Raw genomic sequence first — 25,515 nt, 5'->3', positions numbered from 1 at the left:
CAGCAAGGGTTTGTGGACGAGGTGACAAGAGGTATTACCAAGGGAATATCAGAGTGTGGCGTCCCCGCCGGATTGTAATGTTCCAGTGCAGAAATATCTTGTTCAGGCGCACTATTCTGGATACGATTTAAAGCGATGCCTCATATATGTGCACTAAGTTGAGCTTTCACCATAAGAATTTTTCCCGCACGCGGGCGTTGAATGAACAGGCTTGAAACAACAGGCCGCAGCAGAGGAGTACGCTCGTGATCAATCTAGGTTCCTTGTTCGGGAAGTCGAGCCCCCCGCTCGCCGGTCTCGACATCAGCACGTCGGGCCTGCGCCTGGTCGAGCTGGCCGACGCCGGCAAGGGTGTGCTGCGCCTGGAGCGCCACGCGTTCGAAGCGCTGCCGCGCGGCGCCGTGGTCGACGGCAATATCGAAAATTTCGACCAGGTGGCCGAGGCCGTGCGCCGCATCTGGAAAAAGAGCGGCACCCGTGCCCGCAACGTCGCGCTCGGCATGCCGCCGGCGGCCGTCATCACCAAGAAAATCATCCTGCCGGCCGGCATGGCCGAAGACCAGCTGGAAGTGCAGGTCGAATCCGAAGCCAGCCAGTACATCCCGTTCGCGCTCGACGAAGTCAGCCTGGACTTCGACGTGGTCGGCCCGGTCGCCAACTCGCCCGAGGACATGGAAGTGATGCTGGCCGCGGCGCGCCGCGAAAAGGTCGAGGACCGCGTGGCGCTGGCCGAAGCGGCGGGCCTGACGGCCACCGTGATGGACATCGAATCGTATGCGGCGCGCGCCGCCCTCGAGCGCGCCGCGCCCGCCGGCAAGGACAAGATCGTCGCCCTGTTCCAGATCGGCGCCGGCATTACCCACGTCTCGATGCTGATCAACGGCGACACCGTCTACGAAAAAGAACAGGCATTCGGCGGCAACACGCTGACCCAGGACATCGTGCGCAGCTACGGCCTGGCCTACGAGGAAGCGGAAGCGCGCAAGAAGTCGGGCGATTTGCCCGAGAACTTCAATGCCGACGTGCTGACGCCCTTCCTCGAAAGCGCCGCGCTGGAAGTCACGCGCGCGATCCAGTTCTTCTTCACCTCGACGCCCTACACCCGCATCGACCAGATCTGGCTCGCCGGCGGCAGCGCCCAGCTGCCCGGCCTGGTGGAGCTGATCGGCGGCCGCACGCGCATCCCGACCGCGGCGGTGACGCCCTTCGACGGCATGCTGCTGGCGCCGAACCTGCGCGAAGCGCAGCTGCGCGCCGAAGGCCCATCTTACCTGGTCGCCTGCGGCCTCGGCCTGCGGAGGTTCGGCTGATGATCCGGATTAACCTGCTCCCGCACCGGGAAGCGAAACGCAAACAGAAGCAGGCGGCCTTTGTCGCCATGCTGGTGCTCGGCGGCCTGCTGGGCGTGGCCGTGGTGCTGCTGGTCGGCGGCTGGAACGCCAGCCGCATCGCGATCCAGGAACAACGCAACGCCGCGCTGTCCACCGAGAACGCGGAACTCGACAAGAAGATCAAGGACATCGCCACCCTGAAGGAAGAGATCAACGCGCTGAAATCGCGCCAGCAGGCCGTCGAAGACCTGCAGGGCGACCGTAACCAGCCGGTCTACCTGTTCGACGAACTGGTGCGCCAGACGCCCGAAGGCGTGTACCTGAAGGGCTTCGAGCAGAGCGGCCAGCGCGTGATCCTGAACGGTTATGCCCAGTCGCAGGAACGCGTGGCCGAACTGCTGCGCAACCTGTCCGGCAATTCGCCATGGCTGGAACGTCCCGACCTCACCGAGGTGAAAGCGGCCACGCTCACGCAGGGCAAGATCGTACGCAAGGCGGTCGAGTTCACGCTGGCGGTCAACATCAAGCGCGCCCGCGAAAGCGAAGAGGGCGAGGACGCAAAAGACGCTAAAGCTAAAACCCTCGGAAAAGCCCCGCTGGCCGGCATCAAGGCCGAAGGGAGCAAGCCATGAACATCGACCTGAAACAACTGGGCGCCGAGCTGTCGTCCCAATTCCAGGGCCTGCAGGGACGCCGGCCCGGTCTCTGGCCGCTGGCGCCGCGCCTGCTGTGCGCGGCCGGCGTGATGGCGGCCGTCGTCGTGGGCGGCTATTTCGCCTACTGGAGCGGCCAGTTCGAGACCCAGGAATCGCTGGCGGCCCAGGAAACGACGCTGCGCGACGAGTACCGCTCGAAGATCGCCCAGGCCGTGAACCTGGAAGCGCTGCAGGCGCAGAAGATCCAGGTCGACCAGTCGGTCGAGCGCCTCGAGAAGCAGTTGCCGAGCAAGGCCGAGATGGCCGCGCTGCTGTCGGACATCAACCAGGCCGGCGTCGGCCGCGGGCTGCAGTTCAAGCTGTTCCGTCCCGACCAGGTGGTCGTGCGCGACTACTACGCGGAGCTGCCGATCGCAATCGAACTGTCGGGCAGCTACCATGACCTGGGCGCATTCGCCGCCGACATGGCGCACCTGCCGCGCATCGTCACGCTCAACAACATGCGCCTGAAGACCGACAAGGACGGCGCGCTGACGCTGGAAGCGATCGCCAAGACCTTCCGCTACCTCGACCAGGAAGAGCTGGCGACGCAGAAAGCGGCGCGCCTGAAGGCGAAGAAGAACAAGAAAGCCGAGGGCACGCCATGAAGTCCGCAAAAATGATGGTGCCGGCCTTGCTGGCCGTGCTGCTGGCCGGCTGCGGCGACAGCGACGTGCGCGAAGTGCGCACCTGGATGGAAGAAACCAAGGCGCAGACGAAGCCGTCGGTGAAACCGCTGCCGGAATCGAAGGAGTTCGTGCCCTACGCCTACAACCAGGCGCAGGCGCCGGATCCGTTCAGCGCCGACAAGCTGGCCGGGCCGGGTTCGCTGGCGCCGGAGCCGAACGCGGCGCAGCCGGACCTGAACCGTCCGCGCGAAGCGCTGGAAGCCTATCCGCTCGACACCATGCGGATGGTCGGCATGATGCAGAAGGGCGGCGTCAGCTTCGCCCTGGTGCAGATCGATCGCAGCGTCTACCGCGTGCGGGCAGGACAGCGCCTGGGCCAGAACTTCGGCCAGGTGACGCGCGTGACCCCGGCCGCGGTGGAGATCCGGGAATTGGTACAAGACGCCGCCGGCGATTGGGTCGAGCGCATATCGAAGCTGGAATTGCAGGAAAGCAAGGAGATCGGGAAATGACCCCATTCGCAATGATGAACCTGAAGCGCGCCATCGGCACGTTGTTGGTGCCGGTGCTGCTGGCGCTCGGCGGCGCGGCCAATGCCCAGGAAAACGCGATCGAATCGATCAGCGCCAACCAGCAGGGCGCGAACGTGGTGGTCAACATCGCGATGAAGAACGCGCCAACGAAGCCGCCGCTCGGTTTCGCGATCACGAACCCGGCGCGCATCGCGCTCGACTTCGGCGCGACCAGCAACGGCACGGGCAAGAGCGCGCAGGAGATCAACCTGGGCGAAGTGCGCGGCGTGAACGTGGTGCAGGCCGGCGAACGCACGCGCCTGGTGATGAACCTGAAGCGTCCCGCTGCCTACACGACGGCGATCCAGGGCAACTCGGTTGTCGTGACCGTCGCCGGCGCCAGCGCCGCCGCGCCGCAAACGGCCGCCGCGCCCGCCGCCGCTCCGGCGGCACAGGTAGCCGCGCCACGCCAGACCCTGCGCAACCTCGACTTCCGCCGCGGCGCAGAAGGCGAAGGCCGTGTCGTGGTCGATCTGCCGAACAATGCGGTCGCCGTCGACGTGCGCCAGATCGGCAACAAGGTGCAGGTCGACTTCATGAATACCGGCCTGCCGGAAACCCTGCGCCGCCGCCTCGACGTGACGGACTTCGGCACCCCGGTGCAGCGCGTGACGACGAGCAGCAACGGCGGCAACGTGCGCATGATCATCGAAGCGAACGGCCAGTGGGAGCAGTCGGTCTACCAGAGCGACACCCAGCTGGTGGTGGCCGTGCGTCCGGTCAAGGAAGACCCGAATAAACTGGCCTCTGGCGCGCAGGGCTACCGCGGCGAGAAGATCAGCTTCGACTTCCAGAACATCGAAGTGCGCGCCGCGCTGCAGGCGGTGGCCGACATCTCGGGCCTGAACATCATCGCCAGCGATTCCGTCAGCGGCAGCCTGACCCTGCGTTTGAAGGACGTGCCCTGGGACCAGGCGCTGGACGTGATCCTGCAATCGAAGGGCCTGGACATGCGTAAGAACGGCACCGTGATCTGGATCGCGCCGAAAGAGGAACTGCTGGTCAAGGAAAAGCTGGAGCTCGAACAGCGCGCCCAGATCTCGGACCTTGAGCCGCTGAAGTCGGAGATCTTCCAGCTGAACTACCAGAAGGCCGAATCCTTCCGCACCGTGTTCGGTCTCGATTCGAGCGGCGCCGCCTCCACCGACACGCGCAACCGCGTGCTGTCCAAGCGCGGCAGCGCGATCATCGATCCGCGCACCAACCAGCTGTTCGTGACCGACATCGCCTCGAAGATCGAAGACATCCGCATGCTGATCCAGAAGACCGACGTCGCCTCGAAGCAGGTGCTGATCGAAGCGCGCCTGGTCGAAGCGAACGACGGCTTCTCGCGCAACCTGGGCGCCAAGATCGGCTTCAACGACATGCGCGCCCTGCGCGGCGGCGACCAGGGCTTCGGCATCGGCGGCAACAACCGCGTGGCCATCGGCGGCAACCTGCTGGGGGTCGGCCAGGACACCCTGCAGACCCCGGACAAGGGCGACGCCTACACCAACACCACGATGGTGAACCTGCCGGCGGCCGCGATCAACGGCATCAACCCGTCGAGCATCGCCTTCTCGCTGTTCTCGTCGGCGGACAACCGCTTCCTGAACCTGGAACTGTCGGCGCTGGAAGCGGACGGCAAGGGCAAGATCATCTCCAGCCCGCGCGTGGTCACCGAAGACAAGATGGTGGCCGTGATCGAGCAGGGTATCGAACTGCCGTACCAGGTGGCCTCGAGCAGCGGCGCGACCTCGATCGAGTTCAAGAAGGCGAACCTGCGCCTGGAAGTGGTCCCGCAGATCACCCCGGACGGCAACGTGGTGCTGGAAGTGGACGTGAGCAAGGATTCGAAGGGTGACGAGACCCGCGCCGGCTTTGCCATCAACACCCAGCACGTGAAAACCAAGGTCATGGTCGAGAACGGCGGTACGGTGGTGCTGGGCGGTATCTACCAGCAGACCGAGCGCACCAACGTGAGCAAGGTGCCGGTGCTGGGCGACGTCCCGGTGCTGGGCTACCTGTTCAAGACCCAGGGCCGCGAGAGCGCGAAGACCGAACTGCTGGTCTTCATCACGCCGAAGATCGTCGCCGACCGCATGACGTCGGGACGCTGAGCGCCTTCACTCCAAGACGCCAAGAGACACGCACCACCCATTACGAGACTGCCGGACCGTCGCGCGACGTTCCGGCATTTTTTTACAGCTGATAAAGAATAGGAACAACAACATGCTGCAAGCATCCACCCCTTCTTCCGCCGGCATCAAGCGCGTGGCGGCCCTGAGCCTGATCGCCGCGGCGGTCCTCTCCGCCTGCGGCGGCGGCGGCGGCGACCCCGGCGCCGTGCCGGCGGCTTCCGGCAGCACCGGCAGCGGCAGTACCGGCACCGGCACGGGCACCGGAACCGGAACCGGCAGCACCGGCACCGGCACCACCGTTACCGCCGACACCAAGGTCAGCCTGGCCATGACGGATGGCTCGAACGTCGCCGTCAACAGCCTGTCGGGCGGCCAGAGCGGCACCCTGAAGGCGACCGTGCTGACCCCGGCCGGCAAGCCGGCCGCCGGCGCCATCGTCCAGTTCGCGACCGCCACCGGCGGCATGGTCGTCTTCACCCCGGAAACCGGCTCGGCCCTGACCGACGCCAACGGCGTGGCCGTGGTGACGGTCAAGCCCGCCACCTACACCACCGCCGGCGCGCTCGCGATCACCGCGACCTCGGTCGTGGAAGGCAAGACCGGCAGCACCGGCATGAACATCGCCATCGGTGCGGCGCCGCTGACGGTGGGCGCGCTGTCCTTCTCGCCGGCGCCGACCGGCGCGCTGCCGGCCTTCAGCACGGTGGCCCTGAACATTCCCGTTACCAGCGGCGGCCAGCCGGCTACCTCGTCGGCCGGCCTGAGCCTGACGTCGCTGTGCGTGGGCGACGGCACCGCTACCCTGGTGCCGGGCGCGATCAGCAACGGCGTACAGCTGGCGACCTACACCAACAACGGCTGCACGCGCGGCAGCGACGTCATCACCGCCGCGATCGGCAACTCGAGCCGCACCATCGGCGTGAACGTCAGCGCGGCCAACATCGGCTCGATCCAGTTCATCAACACCAGCCAGGGCAATACCTCCATCGTGCTCAAGGGGTCGGGCGGCCAGGGCCGTTCCGAATCGGCGCAAGTGACCTACCGCGTGGTCGACCAGCAGGGCAACGGCCTGGGCGGTGTCGACGTCGATTTCAGCGCCACCACCAATACCGGCGGCCTGTCGGTCAGCCCGGCACGCGCCACCACCGACGCCTCGGGCAACGTCAGCACCATGGTGTCCTCGGGGACGATCCCGACTCCGGTGCGCGTGCTCGCCACCGCCAGCCGCAACGGCGCCACCATGACCGGCCTGTCCGACTCGCTGACCATCTCGACCGGCCTGCCGATCCAGCGCTCGATGTCGATGAGCGCCGAACACTACAACATGGAAGGCGGCAATACCGACGGCATCGAGGTCGGCATCACGGTGCGCCTGGCCGACCAGTACGGCAATCCGGTCTCGGACGGTACCGCGATCAACTTCGTCACCGAAGGCGGCGCGGTCGGCACGCCGGGGCAGGGCGGCTGCGTCACCTCGGGCGGCGGCTGCTCGGTCAAGCTGGTCAGCCAGAACTTCCGTCCCGCGAATGGCCGCGTGACGGTGCTGTCCTTCGTGCAGGGTATCGAGAACTTCACCGACACCAATGGCGACGGCCAGTACAGCTGCGCCGGCTACACTGGGGCGCCGGGCACTTACCGTCCGCTGGTCGATGCCTGCCCGAGCGGCGGCGAGCCTTTCGAGGACATGGCCGATCCCTTCCTCGATACCAACCTAGACGGCGTCTATGATGCGGCCCAGGGCGACTTGCCCTTCCCGTTCAACAGCAGCGCGTACAAGTCGGCCGGCAACAATGCCTGGGGCCTGAACTACCTGCGCAGCGCGATCGAGGTCGTGTTCAGCGGTTCGTATGCGCGCATGACCCAGGTGTGCACCGACAGCAGCTGCCTCAACACGGCCTACACGGGCGGCGCCGTCATTCCCCTCGCGGGCCTGGCCGGCGGCAGCTGCGCGCCAAGGCAGGTCGCCGTGCGCCTGACCGACGAGAACAACAATCCGCTGCCGTTCAATACCGACGTCACGGTGGTGTCGACCAACAAATTGACGGTGGCGTCGGTCTCGCCGGCCAAGATCGCATCGACCCGCGCGCTCGGCGGCACGGTGCACCAGATGACGGTCACGCCGGACGCGGCATGTGCGCCAGGCGATTTCACTCTCCAGACCAAGACGCCACAGGGTAAGATTACGGAATTCAAGTTCACCGCAAACTGATGTGAAATCCGAAAATGTGTTTCTTGTCGGACTGATGGGGTCCGGCAAGACCACCATCGGCCGGCTGCTGGCGCGCCGGCTGAACAAGCGCTTCGTCGATTCCGACCATGCGATCGAGGCGCGTACCGGCGCCACGATCCCGTGGATCTTCGAGATCGAAGGGGAGGCCAGCTTCCGCCGGCGCGAAGCGGACATGATCCGCGAACTCACCGGCCAGCGCGGCATCGTGCTGGCCACCGGCGGCGGCGCCGTGCTCGACGCCGCCAGCCGGGCCTATCTCGCCGAACGCGGCACCGTCATCTACCTGCGCGCCGGCATCGGCAGCATCCTGCAACGCACCTCGCACGACAAGAACCGGCCGCTGCTGCAAACGGCCGATCCGAGGAAAAAGCTCGAAGAGTTGCTGGCCCAGCGCGAACCCCTGTACCGCGAGATCGCGGACCTCGTCATCGATACCGGCCGACCTAACGTACAATCGATGGTTCAGACAATTTTGGACCAGCTGGACGCGCTCGAAGCAGGGCGTGCCCGGCGCGCAAGGGCATCGATGAATCAAACGGCATACACCAATCTCAACGTCGAACTCGGCGAACGCAGCTATCCGATCGCGATCGGCCCCGGCGTCATCAAGGATGCGTCCCTGCTCGCGCGCCACGTGGGCGGCAACAAGGTGGCGATCGTCTCCAATACCACTGTCGCGCCGCTCTACCTGGACAAGGTGGCCGCGCCCCTGCGCGCGGCCGGACGCGAAGTCGTCGAGATCGTCCTGCCGGATGGCGAAGAGCACAAGCACTGGGGCTCGCTGATGGCGGTGTTCGACGCGCTGCTGGCGAACAAATGCGACCGCAAGACGACCCTGGTGGCGCTGGGCGGGGGCGTGATCGGCGACCTCACCGGCTACGCCGCGGCCAGCTACATGCGCGGCGTGCCCTTCGTTCAAATTCCGACGACGCTGCTGGCGCAGGTCGATTCCTCGGTCGGCGGCAAGACCGGCATCAACCACCCGCTCGGCAAGAACATGATCGGCGCCTTTTATCAGCCGCGCGCGGTGCTGGCCGACACCAGTACCCTGTCCACCTTGCCCGACCGCGAGTTGTCGGCGGGCCTGGCGGAGGTGATCAAGCATGGCGCCATCCTCGACGCCGCCTTCTTCGACTGGATCGAGGCGAACATCGGCAAGCTGATGGCGCGTGATCCGCAAGCGCTGTCGCATGCGATCGCGCGCTCCTGCGAGATCAAGGCCGATGTCGTGCGCAAGGACGAGCGCGAAGGCGGCCTGCGCGCCGTGCTGAACTTCGGCCATACCTTCGGCCACGCGATCGAGGCGGGCCTGGGCTATGGCGCCTGGCTGCACGGCGAAGCCGTCGGCTGCGGCATGGTGATGGCGGCCGATTTGTCGCGCCGCCTCGGCCACATCGACGCCGCCGCCGTGGAACGCGTGCGCGCGCTGGTGAACGCGGCGGGCCTGCCGACGGTGGCGCCGGACCTCGGCTTCGCGCGCTGGATCGAGCTGATGGAAGTCGACAAGAAGAACGAGGGCGGGGCGATCAAGTTCATCCTGCTGAAACCCCTGGGCAGCCCGAGCATTTCGAGCGTGCCCCAGGATTTGTTGAAAGCCACCCTGGAAGCCTGTACTCAAGGATAAGCACCATGATCGATTTCGACGCCCACCTCGCCCCGTATGCCGCACATTCGAAGGGTTCGCGCGGACGTCGTTACGAGGAGCCCGCGCCCGGTTCGCGCAGCCAGTTCCAGCGCGACCGCGACCGCATCATCCATTCCACGGCCTTCCGCCGCCTCGAATATAAAACCCAGGTCTTCCTGAACCACGAGGGAGACCTGTTCCGCACCCGCCTGACGCACTCGATCGAAGTCGCCCAGATCGGCCGCACGCTGGCGCGCAGCCTGCGCCTGAACGAAGACCTGGTCGAAGCCACGGCGCTCGCGCACGACCTCGGGCACACGCCCTTCGGCCACGTCGGCCAGGACGTGCTCAACGAATGCATGAAGGACTACGGCGGCTTCGAGCACAACCTGCAAAGCCTGCGCGTGGTGGATCACCTGGAAGAGCACTACGGCGCCTTCGACGGCCTGAACCTGACTTTCGAGACACGCGAAGGCATCCTGAAGCACTGCTCGCTGACGAACGCGCGCAACCTGGGAGAGCTGGGCCAGCGCTTCATCGACAAGAGCCAGCCCAGCCTGGAAGCGCAGCTGACCAACCTGGCCGACGAAATCGCCTACAACAACCACGACATCGACGACGGCCTGCGCTCCGGGCTCCTGAGCATGGAGCAGATGATGGAAGTCGAGCTGTTCGCGCGCCACCGCTGCCAGGTCGAAGCGCAGTATCCCGGACTGCCGGGCCGGCGCGCGCTGTACGAGACGATCCGCCTGATGATCACGGCGATGACGGCCGACCTGGTCGAGACCTCGGCCGCGCTGCTGCAGGAAGCCGCGCCGCGCAGCATCGACGACGTGCGCGCCTCCAAGCCGCTGATTCGCTTCTCGGACGAGATGCGCGCCGAGACGACGGCCTTGAAACGCTTCCTGTACGCGAATTTGTACCGCCACTTCAAGGTCAACCGCATGCGCGTCAAAGCCAGCCGCATCGTGCGCGAGCTGTTCGACGCCTTCATGATGGACCCGGTGCTGCTGCCGCCGGATTACCAGGTGGAGTCCGGGGACACGATGAAGCAGGCGAGGAAGATTGCCGATTACATTGCGGGGATGACGGATCGATATGCGATCCGGGAGCACAAGCGGATTTTCTCGCTGGACGAGTTGTAATCCGTTGTACGCCGGTGCCAACGGGGCTGGCGCTGATATTGTGGTGGTATGCGGGGGCACGTACGCGTGGGCATGCCCACCCTACGTCACGCGGCGGTTGTGCACCGTAGGGTGGGCATGCCCACGCGGTACGGCGCTAGATTATTGTTGTCTTCTCATTAAAACAAACTCGGACGCGCCAGCTCCAGCAGGAGCTTCTTGACCGGCGCAGGCAGCGCCGCATCCGCGATGTCATCCATCCTGACCCACACATGATTTGCAGGCGTTGTGGCGCGTTCGCCCAGCGTCACCTTGTGCGGATAGATATGCAGCTTGTAATGCGTGAACACATGCACCAGCGGCAGCAGCGCCTGCACTTCATCGACGCTTCCTAACGTCTGCACGTGCGCCGCCAGCGCAATGCCGCCGTCGTGCGCATTGTCGATGTGGACATGTCCGTCCACTTCCGGCAGCGACAATAAACCGCCCCAGATCCCGGTTCCCGGCCGCTGCTCGAGCAGCACGTCGCCATCGTGGATCACCACCAGCATGTCGGCGCGCTTTTCCGGCGTCGTCTTCTTCGGCTTCCTCACCGGCAGTTCATCGGTGCGGCCGGTGGCATAGGCCACGCACCGCGCCTGCAGCGGGCAGCGCCCGCAGTCGGGCTTCGAACGCGTGCACAGCGTGGCGCCGAGGTCCATCAAGCCTTGCGTGTACGACTCGATGCCCTCGACCGGCAGCAGGGCGTCGGCGCGCTTCCACAGTCCTTCCTCGATGCGCTTCTCGCCCGGATAGCCCTCGACCCCGAACACGCGCGCGAACACGCGTTTCACGTTGCCGTCCAGGATGGCGGCGCGGGTGCCGTTCGAGAAAGCGGTAATCGCCGCGGCGGTGGAGCGCCCGATGCCGGGCAAATCCGCCAGCAGGGCCGGGTCGGCCGGGAACACGCCGCCGTACTCGTTCACCACGCGCACCGCGCAGGCGTGCAGGTTTCTCGCCCGCGTGTAGTAACCGAGACCGCTCCAGTGGGCCATCACGTCCTCGATCGGGCCTGCGGCGAGCGCCTGCACGGTCGGGAAGCGTTCCAGGAAGCGCGCATAGTATCCCAGCACCGCGGCGACCTGCGTCTGCTGCAGCATGATCTCGGACAGCCAGACGCGGTAGGCGTCGCGCGTGTTCTGCCAGGGCAGCGTGTGGCGTCCGTGCGCGCGCTGCCAGTCGATGACGGCCTGCGAAAAGGTGGGATCAAGCAGGTCGTCGAATTCGGTGAGGCGTTTCAAGCAGCTTCCTTCAGGGGTGTGTCGTCCAGCGCCGTGGCGACGGCGCTGTTCAGGGCAAGCAGGCGCGCGCGCTGGCCGTCCAGTTCCTGCTGGCTCGCTTCGAAGGCGGCGATCTTCTGCTCCAGGCTGTCGGTCGCGTCGTGGATGCGCTGGATCGATGATAAACGGTGCCGCAGCTGCTCCTTGTGCTGGCGGATCTGGGTCTCGAGCGGGACCATGATCAGCTTCAGCCAGGACTCCGCTTCGGCGTTCGCGGCGCGGAAACTGCGGCGCACGCTGGAGACGATCGAATCGAAGAAGCGGTCGAGCAGGGTACTGCGGCTGCTCATGAGCAGGGTCGCGGTGCCGAACTGTTTGACGTACAGCGCCTCGACGGCATCGATCTCGTCGCGGTAGCGGCGCAGCGACAGCGGTACCGGCGGCGACAAGGTCAAACCGTGTTCGGCCGCGAAGCCGCGCAGCATGCCGTCCATCAGGGTGCCGATCTCGGCCACCTGGGCATCGGCCGCGTCCATGCTGGCGCGCACGTTCTCGAAGAAGCTGCGCACAGGGGCGCGCATGCCGGTCGCGAAACGCGAAGCCTGCAGCGCCAGGCGCACCGTCTCGGCCTGGCGCGCCACGGCGCCCTGGTCGAGGATCGAATACAGCTCGGTCGAGAGTTTGGAAAAGCGCGTGCGCGCGTCCTGCAGGCGCATCAGGCCGGCATCGAAATCCTTCCGCTCGGCTTCGATGCGGCGCATCATGTGCGCCAATACGTTCTGGTTCTTGCCGCGCAGGCTTTTCAGTTCCTGCAGCTGTTCGACCAGATTGCGGGCGCGCGCGGCCAGCACGCTGGACTGGGCGCCGGACAGGGCGTTCAAATCCTCGCGCAGGGCATTGCCGAGGATCGCCTTCTTCTGCGGGATCAGGCCGTGCAGCAGCGCCGTTTCCAGCTCGCCCACGCGGCTGCGCTCGAACAAAGCCATGTCGCCCTGGATGCGCCCGACCAGCGCCTTTTGCGCCGAGACCGGATACACCTGTTCGGAGCCGAGGCCCAGCTGCTGCGCGACGCTGGCCTGCTGGCGCGCGATCTCGGCTTCGTTCTGGGCTTCGCTGCGCAGCGGATCCCACATCGCATCGATCTTGTTGAGGACCACGATGCGGCCCGGCCCGGCGCCGATATGGGTGCGCCAGACTTCGATGTCGCTGCGCGTGACGCCCGTTTCGGCGGCCAGCACGAACAGCACCGCATGCGCGTTCGGAATCAGGTTCAGCGTCAGTTCGGGCTCGGTGCCGATCGCGTTCAGACCCGGCGTGTCGAGGATCACCAGGCCCTGCTTCAACAGCGGGTGCGGCAGGTTGATGATCGCATGTCTCCACTGCGAGATCTCGACCAGGCCGTCGAGCCCGAGGGCATCCGCCAGTTCCGGGTTCTCCGGGTCGTACAGGCCGTAGCGCTGTGCTTCCTCTGGAGAGACGCGGCGCGTCATGCTGACCTGGCGGAAGCTTTCCGTCATACGGTCCGGTGCGTCCAGTTCCAGCGGCAGCACGGTCCAGGCCGAGGCATCGTCGCGGTAATCGCTGGTCGAGAGCTGCTGCGCGCGGGTCTCGATCGGCAGCAGGCGGATGCAGGGTTTCCAGGCGTCGTCCCACAGCAGTTCAGTCGGGCACATCGTGGTGCGGCCGGCGGCGGAAGGAAGAATGCGCTGGCCGTAGTCGGCAAAGAAGATCGCGTTGATCAGCTCCGATTTACCGCGCGAGAATTCGGCGACGAAGGCCACCGACAGGCGGTCGTCGCGCACGCGTGCGGCGGCCTGGGCCACGCGCTGGGTCGTGGCCGCGTCCGAGACGTCGAAGCTGGAGAGCGCGGCGCGGTAGTCGTCCAGCGCCGCTGCGATCGCGGCGCGCCAGGCGCCGTATTCTTGAATGTCGTACATGTTCCGCCTGCTGTTCGGTTAGCCTTTTATCGCTGGCAGGTGGCGCAGTAGAAGGTCGACCGCTGCCCCTGCTTGATCTGGCGCACCGGCGCGCCACAGTTTCTGCAAGGCACTCCCGCACGATCATAGACGAAATATGTCTGCTGGAAATAGCCAGATTGACCATTCACGGCAATAAAGTCTTTCAGGGTGCTGCCGCCCTGCACGATGGCGGCGGCCAGGATCTCGCGGATCGCCGCCGCCAGCTTCTCGTAGCGCGCCCGGCTGATGCGCGAAGCGGGCGTTTTCGGGCTGATGCCGGCCTTGAACAGACTCTCGCAGGCGTAGATGTTGCCGACCCCGACCACGATGTCTCCGGACAGCAACACCTGCTTGATCGGCGCGCTACGCTTGCGGGTTTCCTTGTACAGCAATTCGGCCGAGAACTTGTCTTCCAGCGGTTCGACGCCGAGTCCGCGCAGCAGGATGTGCTGTTCGATATCGCCGTCGTCATGGGCATGCCAGAGTACGGCGCCGAAGCGGCGCGGGTCGTGCAGGCGTAATACGTGAAGCTGCGCGCCTTCGCGCACGACCAGGTCGAAGTGGTCGTGCTTCTTCAGTTCGATACCCGGCGGCAGCACGCGCAGGTGTCCGGACATGCCGAGGTGCACGATCAGGATGCCGCTGTCGAAGCCGATCAATAAGTATTTGCCGCGCCGGCCGACGCTGGTGATGCGCTGGCCGACCAGGGTCTCGGCCAGGTGGGCCGGGAAGGGCCAGCGCAAGCCTTCGCGGCGGAACACGACCTGCTCGACGACACGGCCTTCGAGGTGGGGCGCGACGCCGCGCCGGGTCACTTCTACTTCGGGGAGTTCAGGCATGAAAATCTGACAAAATACGTGTAAATTCGTGTTGCGCTCGCGCACGCGCAACGGGGCTTGGGCGTAGAATCGAACATCACTCCACACATGGACTTGCCTTGAAAAACGCTTTCGTCATTGTAACCCTCTCCGGCTTGCTGTCGGCGTGCGCCGTGGCGCCCCAGCAGCCCGCTGTTGTGCAATCGGCGCAGGCGTCGCAAGAGCAGCTGGCCGATGCACAGGAGAAGGCCGAGCTCGCGGCGAAAGCCGAGGCGGATGCGGAAGCAGCACGCCTGCCGAAAGTCGAGCTGACGAGCACCTTGCTGAACCAGCTGCTGCGCGCCGAGTTCGCGTTCCGCAGCGGCGACTGGCAAGGTCCTTATCTGACGATGCTGAGCCTGGCGCAGCAGACGCGCGACCCGCGCCTGGCGCGCCGCGCGGCCGAAATGGCGCTGGCCGCGCGCCAGCCCGAGGACACCCTGGCCGCCGTGCGCCAGTGGCGCCAGCTCGACCCGCAGTCGGACGAGGCGACGCAGTACTATCTGGGGATGGTTATCCTGTCCGACAATATCTCGGACGCAGAAGAAATTTTCCGCAAGCGCCTTGAGGGCACACCAGGCAATGTGCGCGGCGTCGTCCTGTACCAGATCCAGCAACTGCTGGCGCGCGCCAAGGACAAGGAAGCGGCCAACGCCATGCTCGAGCGCGTGGTCGGGCCCTACCGCGGCACCCTGGAGGGCCATGTGGTGCTGGCCCAGGGCGCGCTGGCGCGTGGCGACAAGGTGGCGGCAGCGCGCGAGGCGCGCGCTGCCCTGGCCTTGAAACCCGATTCCGAGATCGCCGTCCTGACCCTGGCCCAGGCCGGCGAGAACGAAGCGCAGGTGGCCGAGCTGCTGGGCAAGTTCATCGCGGCCAATCCGAACGCGCGCGAAGTGCGTGCCGCCCGCGCCCGCCTGCTGGTCAACGACAAGCAGTTCGAGGCCGCGCGCAGCGAATTCCTGCTGCTCGACAAGCAGCAGCCCGACAACGTCACGACCTTGTATGCGCTCGGCGTCCTGTCGACCCAGCTGAACGACCCCGGCAACGCCGAACGCTATTTTGCGCGCTTCGTCGACGTGCTCGGACGCAATCCGGAAGACGAACGCGATCCCTCCAAGGCCTTGTTGATCCTGTCGCAGCTGGCCGAGGAGCGCGGCGATATCAAGGCGGCCGTCGGCTGGCTCGATAAATTGCCCGAAGGTGACGAGAAAGCGGCATTCGGCGCCCAGCTGCGCCGCGCCCAGCTGCTCGGCAAGGGCGGTGACGTGCCGGCCGCGCGGCGCCTGCTGGCCAGCCTGAAGCCCTCGGAACCGGTAGCCCAGGCCCAGGTCGCGGCGATGGAAGCGCAGGTGCTGCGCGACGCCGGCCAGAACGAGCAGGCGTTTACGCTGATGCAGGCAGCCACGCGCCGCTTCCCGAACAATCCCGACCTGCTCTACGACTTCGCGCTGCTGGCCGAAAAGACCGGGCACCTCGAGGCGATGGAAACGAGCTTGCGCGAAGTGATGCGCCTGGCGCCCGACAATCATCACGCCTACAACGCCCTCGGCTACTCGCTGGCCGAGAGAAACGTGCGCCTGGAAGAGGCGCGCGCGCTGGTCGAAAAGGCGCTCGGCATGGCGCCGGAAGACCCCTTCATCATGGACAGCATGGGCTGGGTCGAGTATCGCCTCGGCAACCTCGACGCCGCCGAAGCCCACCTGCGCCGCGCCTACGGGCTGCGCCGCGATCCGGAGATCGCCGTCCACCTCGGCGAGGTGCTGTGGCAGAAGGGCAAGCAGGCCGACGCCCAGAAGCTGTGGCGCGAAGCGCGCGCGAAAGATCCGCACAACGACACGCTGCGCAGCACGCTCGCGCGCCTCAGGCAGTCGCTGTGAAATAATGGTGGAATTGCACGGCGGGCACGACGCCCGCCGCTTCCACTTTATTCCTGACTGACCGATGCCGATCAACCACCGTTTCGCCTCCGTTCTTCTTGCTGCCGCGCTCGCCGGCTGCGCCACCACCGCCACGCAATCGACAGGCGGCACCTCCGTCGTCGCCGTCGCGCCTTATCAAGAGACCATCGAGCTGAGCGGCCGCTTGCAGGTGACCTACCAGAAGGATGGCCAGCCCGGTTCGACCAATGGCGGCTTCGAGTGGTCGCAGCGTCCCGGCCAGATCGACGTCGCCTTTTTGAATCCGCTGAAGCAGACGGTCGCGACGATCAGCGTCACGCCGCAGCAGGCGACCCTCACCGAAGCCGGCCGCCCGCCGCGCACGGCCCAGGACATCGATAGCCTGAGCGCGCAGGCGCTGGGCTGGTCGCTGCCGGTCTCCGGCCTGCGCGACTGGCTGCAGGGTTATGCGACTGCCGCCGACGGCAAGCGTTTTATTGCTTCCCCGAGCAACAACAGCGTGTACACCAAGGACGGCTGGCGCCTGCGTTTCGTGTCCTGGCAGGCGGGAGCCAATGGCACGCAAATGCCGCGTAACATCATGGCCGAACGCAACGCCGGCGCCAACGGCGGCGATCTCGCCATCCAGATCATCCTCGACCCGGCAGCATGAATACGCGTTCGCTGCACGATTGCCCGGCCCCGGCCAAGCTGAACCTGTTCCTGCACGTCGTCGGCCGCCGCGCCGACGGGTATCACCTGCTGCAAAGCGTGTTTCAACTGATCGACCGCGGCGATACCTTGCACTTCGACCTGCGTGACGACGGCCGCATCGTCCGCACGAACGACGTCCCGGGCGTGCCGGAGGAATCCGACCTGATCGTGCGTGCGCTGCGCCGTCTGGCCGATGCGTTTCAACAGCGCCACGGCCGCGCCGTGCCCGGCATCGACGTCGCGATTCATAAAATCCTGCCGATGGGCGGCGGGCTCGGCGGCGGCTCCTCGGATGCGGCGACGGCGCTGATGGCCGCGAACCATTTGTGGCAGGGCGGCTTCGGCGACGAGGAATTGATGGCGATTGGCTTGCCATTGGGCGCCGACATTCCCTTCTTTATCTTCGGCCGCACGGCTTTCGTCGAAGGAGTAGGGGAGGCGATGCAGCCGATCGAGGGGCCGGATTGCTGGTACGTCGTGATCGAGCCGGGCGTCTCGGTGCCGACCCCTGCAATTTTTACCGCCGAGGATTTGACGCGCGATACGAAGCCCGTTAGAATAGCGGACTTTCCTGCAGCACATCAGTTAAGTGCTTACGGGAAAAATGATTTGCAAGCAGTGGCGTCCCGTTTATTTCCGCCGGTAGCACAGGCGATTGAATGGCTGGGACAATACGGTGCAGCAAGGATGACTGGTTCGGGTGCTTGCGTGTTTTGCGCGCTACCCGGCGAGGCTGAAGCAGACCAGGTGTTGGGGCAAGTTCCCGCTCACTGGAAAGCATGGAAAGCCCGGTCCTTGAGGCAACATCCGCTGAAATCGCTCTTGCAAAACAATGAGTTGTAGAATAAAATTTTGCCTGTTGCAGGGTTTGACGAGCAGTCGTTAAGTGATGCAATAAGCTGTAGGTCGTGTAGGGGAATCGCCAAGCTGGTTAAGGCACCGGATTTTGATTCCGGCATACCAAGGTTCGAATCCTTGTTCCCCTGCCATTCATTTTGTCCGGGCTGTCGATACGAATGTGTCCAGCGGATAAATCGGGTAAGTTGCTCAGCCAGCTGCCCTGACGCTAATCAGCCGGTATATCCGGCTGATTGTTTTTCAAAGTATCATCGCTCTTCTCTCGGGACTCCCATGGCTTACGAAAACCTGATGGTTTTTACCGGCAACGCTAATCCGGCACTAGCAGAAGGGGTCGCAAAAAGCCTCGGTATTCCTCTCGGCAAGGCAGTCGTCTCGAAGTTTTCGGACGGCGAAGTCATGGTCGAAATCAACGAGAACGTGCGCGGCAAGGATGTCTTCGTCCTGCAGTCGACCTGCGCACCGACCAACGACAGCCTGATGGAAATCATGCTGATGGTCGACGCCCTCAAGCGCGCATCGGCCGGTCGCATCACCGCCGCCATTCCCTATTTCGGTTACGCCCGCCAGGACCGCCGCCCACGCTCGGCGCGTGTCGCAATCTCGGCCAAGGTCGTTGCCAACATGCTCGAAGAAGCCGGCGTCGAGCGCGTCCTGATCATGGACCTGCACGCCGACCAGATCCAGGGCTTCTTCGATATTCCAGTCGATAACATCTACGCTTCCCCGATCCTGCTGGGCGACCTGCAGAAGCAGAAGTACGACGACCTGCTGGTCGTCTCGCCCGACGTCGGCGGCGTGGTGCGTGCCCGTGCGCTGGCCAAGCGCCTCGGCTGCGACCTGGCGATCATCGACAAGCGCCGCCCGAAGGCGAACGTGTCGGAAGTCATGAACATCATCGGCGAAGTCGAAGGCCGCAACTGCGTCATCATGGACGACATGGTCGACACCGCCGGCACGCTGACGAAAGCCGCCGAAGTCCTCAAGGAACGCGGCGCCAAGAAAGTCGTTGCATACTGCACCCACCCGGTTCTGTCGGGCCCGGCAATCGAGCGTATCTCGAACTCGCCGCTGGACGAGCTGGTCGTCACCGACACGATCCCGCTGTCGGCCGCCGGCGCCGCCTGCCCGAAGATCCGCCAGCTGACCTGTGCTCCGCTGCTGGCCGAAACCTTTAAACGTATCGTCAAGGGCGACTCGGTCATGTCGCTGTTCGTCGACTAAGTTTTACCCGCTTCAATTACGGCGCGCCCGGCTTTTAGCCCGGCGCGCCGTTGTGTCGTAAAAGAATTCGTTTTTCTTGAGCGCGCCGTTCGGCGCTCAGCCTGGCCGGCTCCTGGTCGCGGGAGCGGGCACAAACCGGGCAATCGGGCAGGGACCTCCCTGCATGCGAGCCCACACTTATGGAGTTTCACATGAAAGTAGTTGCATTCAACCGCACCCTGCAGGGCACCGGAGCGAGCCGCCGCCTGCGCAAGGCTGGCCAGACCCCAGGCATCATCTACGGCGGCGCCGCTGCCCCACAACTGATCGCCCTGGACGGCAACGCCCTGTTCCACGCGCTCAAGAAAGAAGCTTTCCACGGTTCCGTGCTGGACCTCGAAATCGAAGGCCAGACCCAGCAAGTCCTGCTGCGCGACTTCCAGATGCACGCATACAAGCAACTGGTCCTGCACGCTGACTTCCAGCGCGTCGACGCTTCGCAGCCGATCCACACCAAGGTCACCCTGCACTTCGTCAACGCCGAGACCTCGCCAGCCGTCAAGCTGAACAGCGCCGTCATCTCGCACGTGCTGAACGAACTGGACGTCACCTGCCTGCCAGGCCAACTGCCAGAGTTCATCGAAGTCGACCTGGGCAAGCTGGAAGCCGGCCAGTCGATCCACGTGAACGACCTGAAACTGCCGGAAGGCGTGACCGCTGTGACCCACGGCCAGAACCTGACCATCGTCACCTCGTCGATCCCACGCGGTGCCGTGTCGGCCGAAGCCGAAGAAGAGAAGAAGTAATTCCACGCGGCGCAAGCCGCTTGTGGACGAAACCCGCCGCGCGCATAGCCGGCGGGTTTTTTTATCCCCGGTACTACTTGAGCGATAATCCTCTTTTTCCTGACGCGACCGCTATGTCCATCCGCCTCATCGTCGGCCTCGGCAACCCTGGCCCCGAATACGAACAAACCCGCCACAATGCCGGCTTCTGGCTGGTAGACAACCTCGCCAACAGCCTGCCCGGCTGCCGCCTGCAGCGCGAGAGCCGCTTCAATGCGCTGGTGGCGAAAACGAATATCGCCGGCAACGAAGTCTGGCTGCTCGAGCCGCTGACCTACATGAACCGTTCCGGCCAGTCGGTCGGCGCCCTGGCGCGCTTCTATAAAATCAACCCGGACGAAGTGCTGGTCGTGCACGACGAGCTCGACCTGATGCCGGGCGTGGCCAAGCTGAAAAAGGGCGGCTCTTCGGGCGGCCACAACGGTCTGAAGGACATCACATCAAGCCTCGGCACCCAGGAATACTGGCGCCTGCGCCTCGGCATCGGCCATCCGCGCAGCCTGAGCCTGCAGCAGGGCGTGGCCGACTTCGTCCTGCACCGCCCGCGCAAGGACGAGCAAAGTCTGATCGAGGAATCGATCGACAAGGCCTTGCGCATCGTTCCGCTCGCCGTCCAGGGCAAGCTCGATACGGCGATGATGCAGCTGCACACCGCCTGAGGCATCCTTTCACGGCGTCCCGCCCGAGGCGGGACGCACCAGTCCGCGTTTGAAAATGGTGTCGACGATCTGGTGGCTGAGCGTCAGGCCCATGGTCTTGTCGAATTCCCAATGCACGCCGAGATAGATCCGGCTCTGCCCATTCTCGGCCTCCGCCTGCGTCAGCGAGGCGAAGCTGCGCGGCAGGCGCGGCCGCACGCTGCCGTCGTTGTCGCGCGTGATCCCGTTGTATTCGTCCGAGACGAAAGTAAAGGCCTGCCGGTCACCATATAAACGGCGCAGCATGTGGAAGGTCGCGCCGCCCAGGCCTGCGTGACCGGAGACATAGGCCGGGAAGGGCGGCGTGAAATCCGGACCGATCAGGTTGCTGGCCGGCGCGCCCAGCGGGGTCCAGCCCGGATCGGCCCTGGTTGCGGGATTGCCGTCGCCGAGACCCGTGGGCCCGGTGCCAGGATCGGCTTCGCGGATCGCCGTCACCGGACGCCAGAAGTCGTAGTCGTACTTCGACTGCCAGACGGCCATCGTCGTATCGGCGATCGCAACGTTGACCAGCGCCAGCGCGCGCGCCAGCTCGAGCGCGTCGCGGCTGCAGTGGAGAGCCAGCTGCACGGCGATCTGGTTGTACAGGCGCACCGGCGTGCCGATCCAGGCCGTGCCGTCGTACGCCCAGTAGATGCCGGCCACGGTCTGGTCGTGCGTACGGGCGGTTGGCGTGCGCACGCCGTCGCCGCCGAGCCGTTTGACTTCGTTGAAGGCGCGCGCGTAGGCATCGCTGCTCAGCGCCGGCGGCGGCGGTACCCGGAACTGATCGCTCGCATCGAGCACGAAGGGCTGCACGCCCTGCCAGTAAGCGCCCAGCGCGATCGGGCTGCCGCTGACCGGATCGGGCCGCCATTTGCCGGGCGCATTGCCGACCTGGTAGCCGACGCCGACGACCGGCTCGGTATCGTAGGTTCCGTCGCTCGCGCGCAGCGCCAGGATCGCGGCCGCGGCGCGCCGTCCGACGTCGATACCGTTCAGCTTGGCACGGCCGTCCGGCAGCCGCGCCAGGTCGGCGCTCAGCCAGGCGTCGAAGCGCGGCGCCTGGCGCGGATACAGGGCGACCAGGGTATCGTGCGCGGCCTGGGCAATGGCGGCGTCCTGCGAGCTGTCGGGATAGGCTTGCAGCGTGCCCGCGTAGCCGGGATAGCGCCTGACGATGGCGTTGAGCGCGTCGTAGATGGCGATGTGGACGATGGCCGTCGCGCGGCTGCTGCGCGTCGGACCCAGCTGCTCGGCCTCGAGCGCGACATTGCCGACCACGGCCGGGGTATGGTCGACCGCATTCGCGCGCAGCGCGGCTTCGTTCCAGTAGGCCAGGCGCGCCTTGGCATTCGGTCCGCTTGGCGCCGCATAGCGCGGCGGCAGTTCGCGGGTGCCGGGCTGGGTCTGGTAGGGCTGGCCGCCGTCGCCGATCGGCGGCCGGGTACCGGCGGACGCCGGTGGTCCGCACAGGGAAACGAGCAGGGACAAGCACAACAGTACCGCGCGCGACGTCATGATGATTCTCCTGTCGGGATAGGAATCGAAAGTGCTGAGGTCGAGCTTAGAAACGGACGAGTCGAAAGACAAGCGCAACGGCACGCGGCCTTGATCTGGCCCAGCCGGAGTTCTGCTCTGCATTAAAGTGCTTGGCGAAATTCTTTCTGCCAGTCCAATGCTTTTTGGTCAAAGCGGACGCCTGCATGGGAAGGGAGCTCCTGCGATAATGGAACGCATGAGTGCACTTTCCTTTCACGCCGGCCCGCGCGCGCTGGCCCGGATCCGCGCGCACGGCCTGCGCGCCAGCGACGTCGCCGTCATTCCCGCCGCGGCCGGCGGCCCCAAGGGCCTGATCTTCCAGGCGCTCGACCAATATGTCTTCGGCGACTGGCTGCCCGCCAACCCGCGCGAACGCACCCTGATCGGTTCCTCGATCGGCGCCTGGCGCATGGCGGCCGCCTGCCAGCGCGACCCGGTGCGCGCCTTCGAGCGTCTTGGGGCACTGTACGCCGGCCAGCGCTATACCAGCACCAAGCCGAGCGTCGGCCAGATCCACGAGGTGGTGCAGGGTCTGCTGCACGAGTTCGTCAGCGGCCACGAGGACGATATTTTGAGCCACCCGCAGCACCGCCTGCACCTGCTGGCTGTGCGCGGCAAGGGCGCCCTGGCGCAACCCGCGCACCGGCGCGCCGAGATGCGCGGCTTCGCGGCAGCGGCGCTGACCAACGTCGCCTCGCGCGAACGCCTGGGCGGCTTGCTGGAACGCGTCGTGATCGGCGACGCCCGCGCCCCCGCCGCCTGGCTGCGCGAGCGCTTCGACGGTTTTACCACCCATTTCTCGACGCTCACGCGCGGCAACCTGGCGGCCAGCCTGCTGGCTTCGGGCACGCTGCCATTGATCATGCAGCCGGTCACGAACATCGACGGCGTGCCGCCCGGCTACTACTGGGATGGCGGCGTCATCGACTACCACCTGGCTTTGCCCTATTGCCGCCTGGAGCAGGAAGAACCGGACGGTATCGTGCTGTATCCGCATTTTAACGAGCACATCGTGCCGGGCTGGCTGGACAAGGCAATGCCCTGGCGCCGCTGCGCGCGGGGGCCGAACCGCGCCTGGCTCGACAATGTCCTGATCGTCGCCCCGACGCCCGCTTTCCTCAAAACCCTGCCGCGCGCGAAACTGCCGGACCGCAGCGATTTCAAGTTCTATGGACTGGACCACGATGCGCGCATCCGGGCCTGGTCGCAGGCCATGCGCGAAGGGCAGAGACTGCGCGACGAACTGGCCGCCTTTGTCGAGCGGCCCGACCTGTCGCGCCTGCGCGCCATCTGAACGCCTCGGGCAATAAAAAAACCGCTGCAAGCAGCGGTTTGTTCATTCCTGGCTGAAGCTCAGCCGCGCTTGCGGCGCCAGCCCGCCAAACCCAGCAGTCCCAGTCCCAGCAGGGCCAGGCTGGCCGGCTCCGGCACTTCGGCCGGTGCGCGTCCGAAGAATTCGAGTTCGGCCAGCTGATTCGCGTTGTCGCTGATTACGGAATACGCCTGGTAGCGGAAGATGCTGTACGCGGCCGGCAGCTTGTAATCGACGCCCGCGCTGTATTCGATGACCTGGTCGCGGCTGTTGCCCCAGGGCGAGATGCCGTCATGGTCGTAGGAAAAGATGGTCGTGTAGTTCTTGCCGTCGTTCGAGCCGAGGATCTGCCAGACGTCGGCGTCGCGCCCGGTGGCATCGTTGGCCGAAGACACGGTGAAACTGGTGAGCTGGTAGCGCTTGTCGCCGAAGTCGGCTTCGACCCAGCCGTTGATGTGGCAGCACCATTTATTGTTGCCGCCGCCAAGCTTGTTATCGAACACGTTGAACGCGCCTTCGTCGTGGAACTGCGGTTCGATCGAGGAGCGGAAGACGGCGTTGTAGTTGACGTAGGCGTTTGGATCGGCATCGTCTTCCGGATCGGTGAGGTCGTGTTTGGCGAGGGCCAGGTCACCAACCCCGCGTACGACGGCGCCCTGGGCGACACCGGCGTACAGCGCGGCGACGGCGAGAAGAAGAGAAAAGAGACGTTTCATAGCGTTAAATCCTGTCGAACGATTCATTCTTTTCTATAAGCAATTTCCGTTCCAGAATATTAAGTTATTGAACGGAAAGATAAATTTTTGCTCGGCAGAAAATTTTTCGGTCTTGGTGTAAATAATTCCGACAAGTGCCCCGTCTTTTTTTCCCGGATGGAGGACTTCCCGCCGCGCCTGTTTTTGCGGCATTCAGGGCCGTCCCCGGTTACAATGTGGGGTTTCGAGCCGCACGGTCGGCTCACCACCATCGAAAGAAAGAATTCCCATGAGTCTCCAATGCGGCATCGTCGGCCTGCCCAACGTCGGCAAGTCCACCCTGTTCAACGCGCTGACCAAGGCCGGCATCCCGGCTGAGAACTATCCGTTCTGCACCATCGAGCCGAACGTCGGCGTGGTCGAGGTGCCGGATCCGCGCATGCAGGCGCTGGCCGACATCGTCAAGCCGGAGCGCATCGTGCCGGCGATCGTCGAGTTCGTCGACATCGCGGGCCTGGTGGCCGGCGCGTCGAAAGGCGAGGGCCTGGGCAACCAGTTCCTGTCGCACATCCGCGAGACCGACGCCATCGTCAACGTGGTGCGCTGCTTCGAGGACGACAACGTGGTCCACGTGGCCGGCAAAGTCAGCCCGATCGACGACATCGAAGTCATCCAGACCGAGCTGGCGCTGGCCGACCTGGGCGCCGTCGAAAAGGCGATCCACCGCGAAAACAAGAAGGCGCGTTCGGGCGACAAGGACGCCGCCAAGCTGGTCGCCCTGTGCGAACGCATGTTGCCGCACCTGAACGAAGGCCAGCCGGTCCGCACCCTCGGCCTGGACGCCGACGAAATGCTGATGATCCGCGAGCTGCACCTGATCACCGCCAAGCCGGCGATGTACGTGGCCAACGTCTCCGACACCGGTTTTACGAACAACCCGCTGCTGGACCAGCTGACCGAATTCGCGAAGAAGCAGAACGCCCCGATCGTCGCGATCAGCGCCGCCATCGAATCGGAAATCGCCGACCTGGACGATGCCGACAAGGTGGCCTTCCTGTCCGACATGGGCATGGAAGAACCGGGCCTGGACCGCCTGATCCGCGCCGCCTATAAACTGCTCGGCCTGCAGACCTATTTCACCGCCGGCGTGAAGGAAGTGCGCGCCTGGACCGTGAAGGTTGGCGCCACCGCCCCGCAGGCGGCCGGCGTGATCCACACCGACTTCGAACGCGGTTTCATCCGCGCCCAGACCATTGCGTATGACGACTACATCGCCTACAAGGGCGAGGCGGGCGCTAAGGAAGCGGGCAAGATGCGCGCGGAGGGCAAGGAGTACATTGTCAAGGATGGGGATGTGTTGAACTTCCTGTTCAACGTCTAACAGGATCGCAAC

Annotated in this window: 21 protein-coding genes and 1 tRNA gene; 17 read left to right on the top strand and 5 right to left on the bottom strand. The window is 65.2% G+C overall.

Annotation, left to right across the window (positions count from 1 at the left end):
* Positions 1-245: 245 nt before the first annotated feature.
* The 8 genes from ACFPQ5_RS24465 (at position 246) to ACFPQ5_RS24430 (ending at position 10,346) form a co-directional block, all read left to right on the top strand.
* The gene (locus tag ACFPQ5_RS24465; protein WP_379761704.1) at positions 246-1,310 is read left to right on the top strand and encodes a pilus assembly protein PilM; all 1,065 of its coding nucleotides are present in this window, start codon (positions 246-248) and stop codon (positions 1,308-1,310) included.
* Positions 1,310-1,963, top strand: coding sequence for a PilN domain-containing protein (locus tag ACFPQ5_RS24460; protein ID WP_379761702.1), 654 nt, complete (start codon positions 1,310-1,312; stop codon positions 1,961-1,963). The genes ACFPQ5_RS24465 and ACFPQ5_RS24460 overlap by 1 nt, the downstream gene beginning before the upstream one ends.
* The gene (locus ACFPQ5_RS24455) at positions 1,960-2,634 is read left to right on the top strand and encodes a type IV pilus inner membrane component PilO (RefSeq protein ID WP_379761700.1); all 675 of its coding nucleotides are present in this window, start codon (positions 1,960-1,962) and stop codon (positions 2,632-2,634) included. Before ACFPQ5_RS24460 ends, ACFPQ5_RS24455 begins: the two co-directional genes overlap by 4 nt.
* Positions 2,631-3,167, top strand: coding sequence for a pilus assembly protein PilP (locus ACFPQ5_RS24450; protein ID WP_379761698.1), 537 nt, complete (start codon positions 2,631-2,633; stop codon positions 3,165-3,167). The genes ACFPQ5_RS24455 and ACFPQ5_RS24450 overlap by 4 nt, the downstream gene beginning before the upstream one ends.
* A complete protein-coding gene (gene pilQ, locus ACFPQ5_RS24445; protein ID WP_379761696.1) occupies positions 3,164-5,326 on the top strand; it encodes a type IV pilus secretin PilQ in 2,163 nt (720 codons plus the stop codon). The genes ACFPQ5_RS24450 and pilQ overlap by 4 nt, the downstream gene beginning before the upstream one ends.
* Positions 5,327-5,438: 112 nt before the next feature.
* Positions 5,439-7,556, top strand: coding sequence for a hypothetical protein (locus ACFPQ5_RS24440; RefSeq protein WP_379761694.1), 2,118 nt, complete (start codon positions 5,439-5,441; stop codon positions 7,554-7,556).
* Positions 7,557-7,590: 34 nt separating this feature from the next.
* Positions 7,591-9,201, top strand: a complete 1,611-nt coding sequence (gene aroKB, locus ACFPQ5_RS24435) for a bifunctional shikimate kinase/3-dehydroquinate synthase AroKB (protein WP_379761744.1) — start codon at positions 7,591-7,593, stop codon at positions 9,199-9,201.
* Positions 9,202-9,206: 5 nt separating this feature from the next.
* Positions 9,207-10,346 (top strand): deoxyguanosinetriphosphate triphosphohydrolase, encoded by a 1,140-nt coding sequence (locus ACFPQ5_RS24430; protein ID WP_379761692.1) that lies wholly within the window; start codon positions 9,207-9,209, stop codon positions 10,344-10,346.
* A 158-nt stretch (positions 10,347-10,504) separates the two neighbouring features.
* On the opposite strand, the gene mutY is transcribed toward ACFPQ5_RS24430, so the two are convergent.
* The 3 genes from mutY to mutM are packed head-to-tail and all read right to left on the bottom strand — an operon-like array spanning position 10,505 to position 14,381.
* The gene (gene mutY, locus ACFPQ5_RS24425; protein ID WP_379761690.1) at positions 10,505-11,605 is read right to left on the bottom strand and encodes an A/G-specific adenine glycosylase; all 1,101 of its coding nucleotides are present in this window, start codon (positions 11,603-11,605) and stop codon (positions 10,505-10,507) included.
* The gene (locus ACFPQ5_RS24420) at positions 11,602-13,521 is read right to left on the bottom strand and encodes a dynamin family protein (RefSeq protein ID WP_379761688.1); all 1,920 of its coding nucleotides are present in this window, start codon (positions 13,519-13,521) and stop codon (positions 11,602-11,604) included. The genes mutY and ACFPQ5_RS24420 overlap by 4 nt, the downstream gene beginning before the upstream one ends.
* A gap of 26 nt (positions 13,522-13,547) precedes the next feature.
* Positions 13,548-14,381, bottom strand: a complete 834-nt coding sequence (gene mutM / locus ACFPQ5_RS24415; protein WP_379761686.1) for a bifunctional DNA-formamidopyrimidine glycosylase/DNA-(apurinic or apyrimidinic site) lyase — start codon at positions 14,379-14,381, stop codon at positions 13,548-13,550.
* 98 nt (positions 14,382-14,479) lie between these two features.
* Between mutM and ACFPQ5_RS24410 the strand changes: the two genes are divergently transcribed.
* From ACFPQ5_RS24410 to pth, 7 genes are all read left to right on the top strand, one after another.
* On the top strand, positions 14,480-16,276 hold the full coding sequence (locus ACFPQ5_RS24410; RefSeq protein WP_379761684.1) for a tetratricopeptide repeat protein: 1,797 nt from the start codon (positions 14,480-14,482) through the stop codon (positions 16,274-16,276).
* Between the two features lie 64 nt (positions 16,277-16,340).
* Positions 16,341-16,949 (top strand): outer membrane lipoprotein LolB, encoded by a 609-nt coding sequence (locus tag ACFPQ5_RS24405; protein ID WP_379761682.1) that lies wholly within the window; start codon positions 16,341-16,343, stop codon positions 16,947-16,949.
* The gene (gene ispE, locus ACFPQ5_RS24400; protein ID WP_379761680.1) at positions 16,946-17,833 is read left to right on the top strand and encodes a 4-(cytidine 5'-diphospho)-2-C-methyl-D-erythritol kinase; all 888 of its coding nucleotides are present in this window, start codon (positions 16,946-16,948) and stop codon (positions 17,831-17,833) included. The genes ACFPQ5_RS24405 and ispE overlap by 4 nt, the downstream gene beginning before the upstream one ends.
* Positions 17,834-17,902: 69 nt before the next feature.
* A tRNA-Gln gene (locus tag ACFPQ5_RS24395) sits at positions 17,903-17,979 on the top strand.
* A 142-nt stretch (positions 17,980-18,121) separates the two neighbouring features.
* On the top strand, positions 18,122-19,072 hold the full coding sequence (locus tag ACFPQ5_RS24390) for a ribose-phosphate pyrophosphokinase (RefSeq protein WP_136219979.1): 951 nt from the start codon (positions 18,122-18,124) through the stop codon (positions 19,070-19,072).
* A gap of 191 nt (positions 19,073-19,263) precedes the next feature.
* Positions 19,264-19,857, top strand: coding sequence for a 50S ribosomal protein L25/general stress protein Ctc (locus ACFPQ5_RS24385; RefSeq protein WP_379761677.1), 594 nt, complete (start codon positions 19,264-19,266; stop codon positions 19,855-19,857).
* Between the two features lie 113 nt (positions 19,858-19,970).
* Positions 19,971-20,555 carry an aminoacyl-tRNA hydrolase gene (gene pth / locus ACFPQ5_RS24380; protein ID WP_379761674.1) on the top strand — a complete coding sequence of 195 codons (585 nt, stop codon included), beginning with the start codon at positions 19,971-19,973 and terminating at the stop codon, positions 20,553-20,555.
* Between the two features lie 9 nt (positions 20,556-20,564).
* On the opposite strand, the gene ACFPQ5_RS24375 is transcribed toward pth, so the two are convergent.
* Positions 20,565-22,094, bottom strand: coding sequence for a vanadium-dependent haloperoxidase (locus ACFPQ5_RS24375; protein WP_379761672.1), 1,530 nt, complete (start codon positions 22,092-22,094; stop codon positions 20,565-20,567).
* A gap of 217 nt (positions 22,095-22,311) precedes the next feature.
* On the opposite strand from ACFPQ5_RS24375, the gene ACFPQ5_RS24370 reads away from it, so the two are divergent.
* Positions 22,312-23,409, top strand: coding sequence for a patatin-like phospholipase family protein (locus tag ACFPQ5_RS24370; RefSeq protein ID WP_379761670.1), 1,098 nt, complete (start codon positions 22,312-22,314; stop codon positions 23,407-23,409).
* 59 nt (positions 23,410-23,468) lie between these two features.
* Here ACFPQ5_RS24370 and ACFPQ5_RS24365 read toward each other — a convergent pair whose 3' ends face one another.
* Positions 23,469-24,143, bottom strand: a complete 675-nt coding sequence (locus ACFPQ5_RS24365; protein WP_379761668.1) for a discoidin domain-containing protein — start codon at positions 24,141-24,143, stop codon at positions 23,469-23,471.
* A 268-nt stretch (positions 24,144-24,411) separates the two neighbouring features.
* Between ACFPQ5_RS24365 and ychF the strand changes: the two genes are divergently transcribed.
* Positions 24,412-25,503 carry a redox-regulated ATPase YchF gene (gene ychF, locus ACFPQ5_RS24360; protein WP_379761666.1) on the top strand — a complete coding sequence of 364 codons (1,092 nt, stop codon included), beginning with the start codon at positions 24,412-24,414 and terminating at the stop codon, positions 25,501-25,503.
* Positions 25,504-25,515 lie beyond the last annotated feature (12 nt).

It is taken from the genome of Massilia suwonensis, assembly GCF_042655665.1.
In the GTDB taxonomy this organism is placed as follows: Bacteria; Pseudomonadota; Gammaproteobacteria; order Burkholderiales; family Burkholderiaceae_D; genus Telluria; species Telluria suwonensis.
This window is presented reverse-complemented; position numbering and strand designations above follow the sequence as displayed.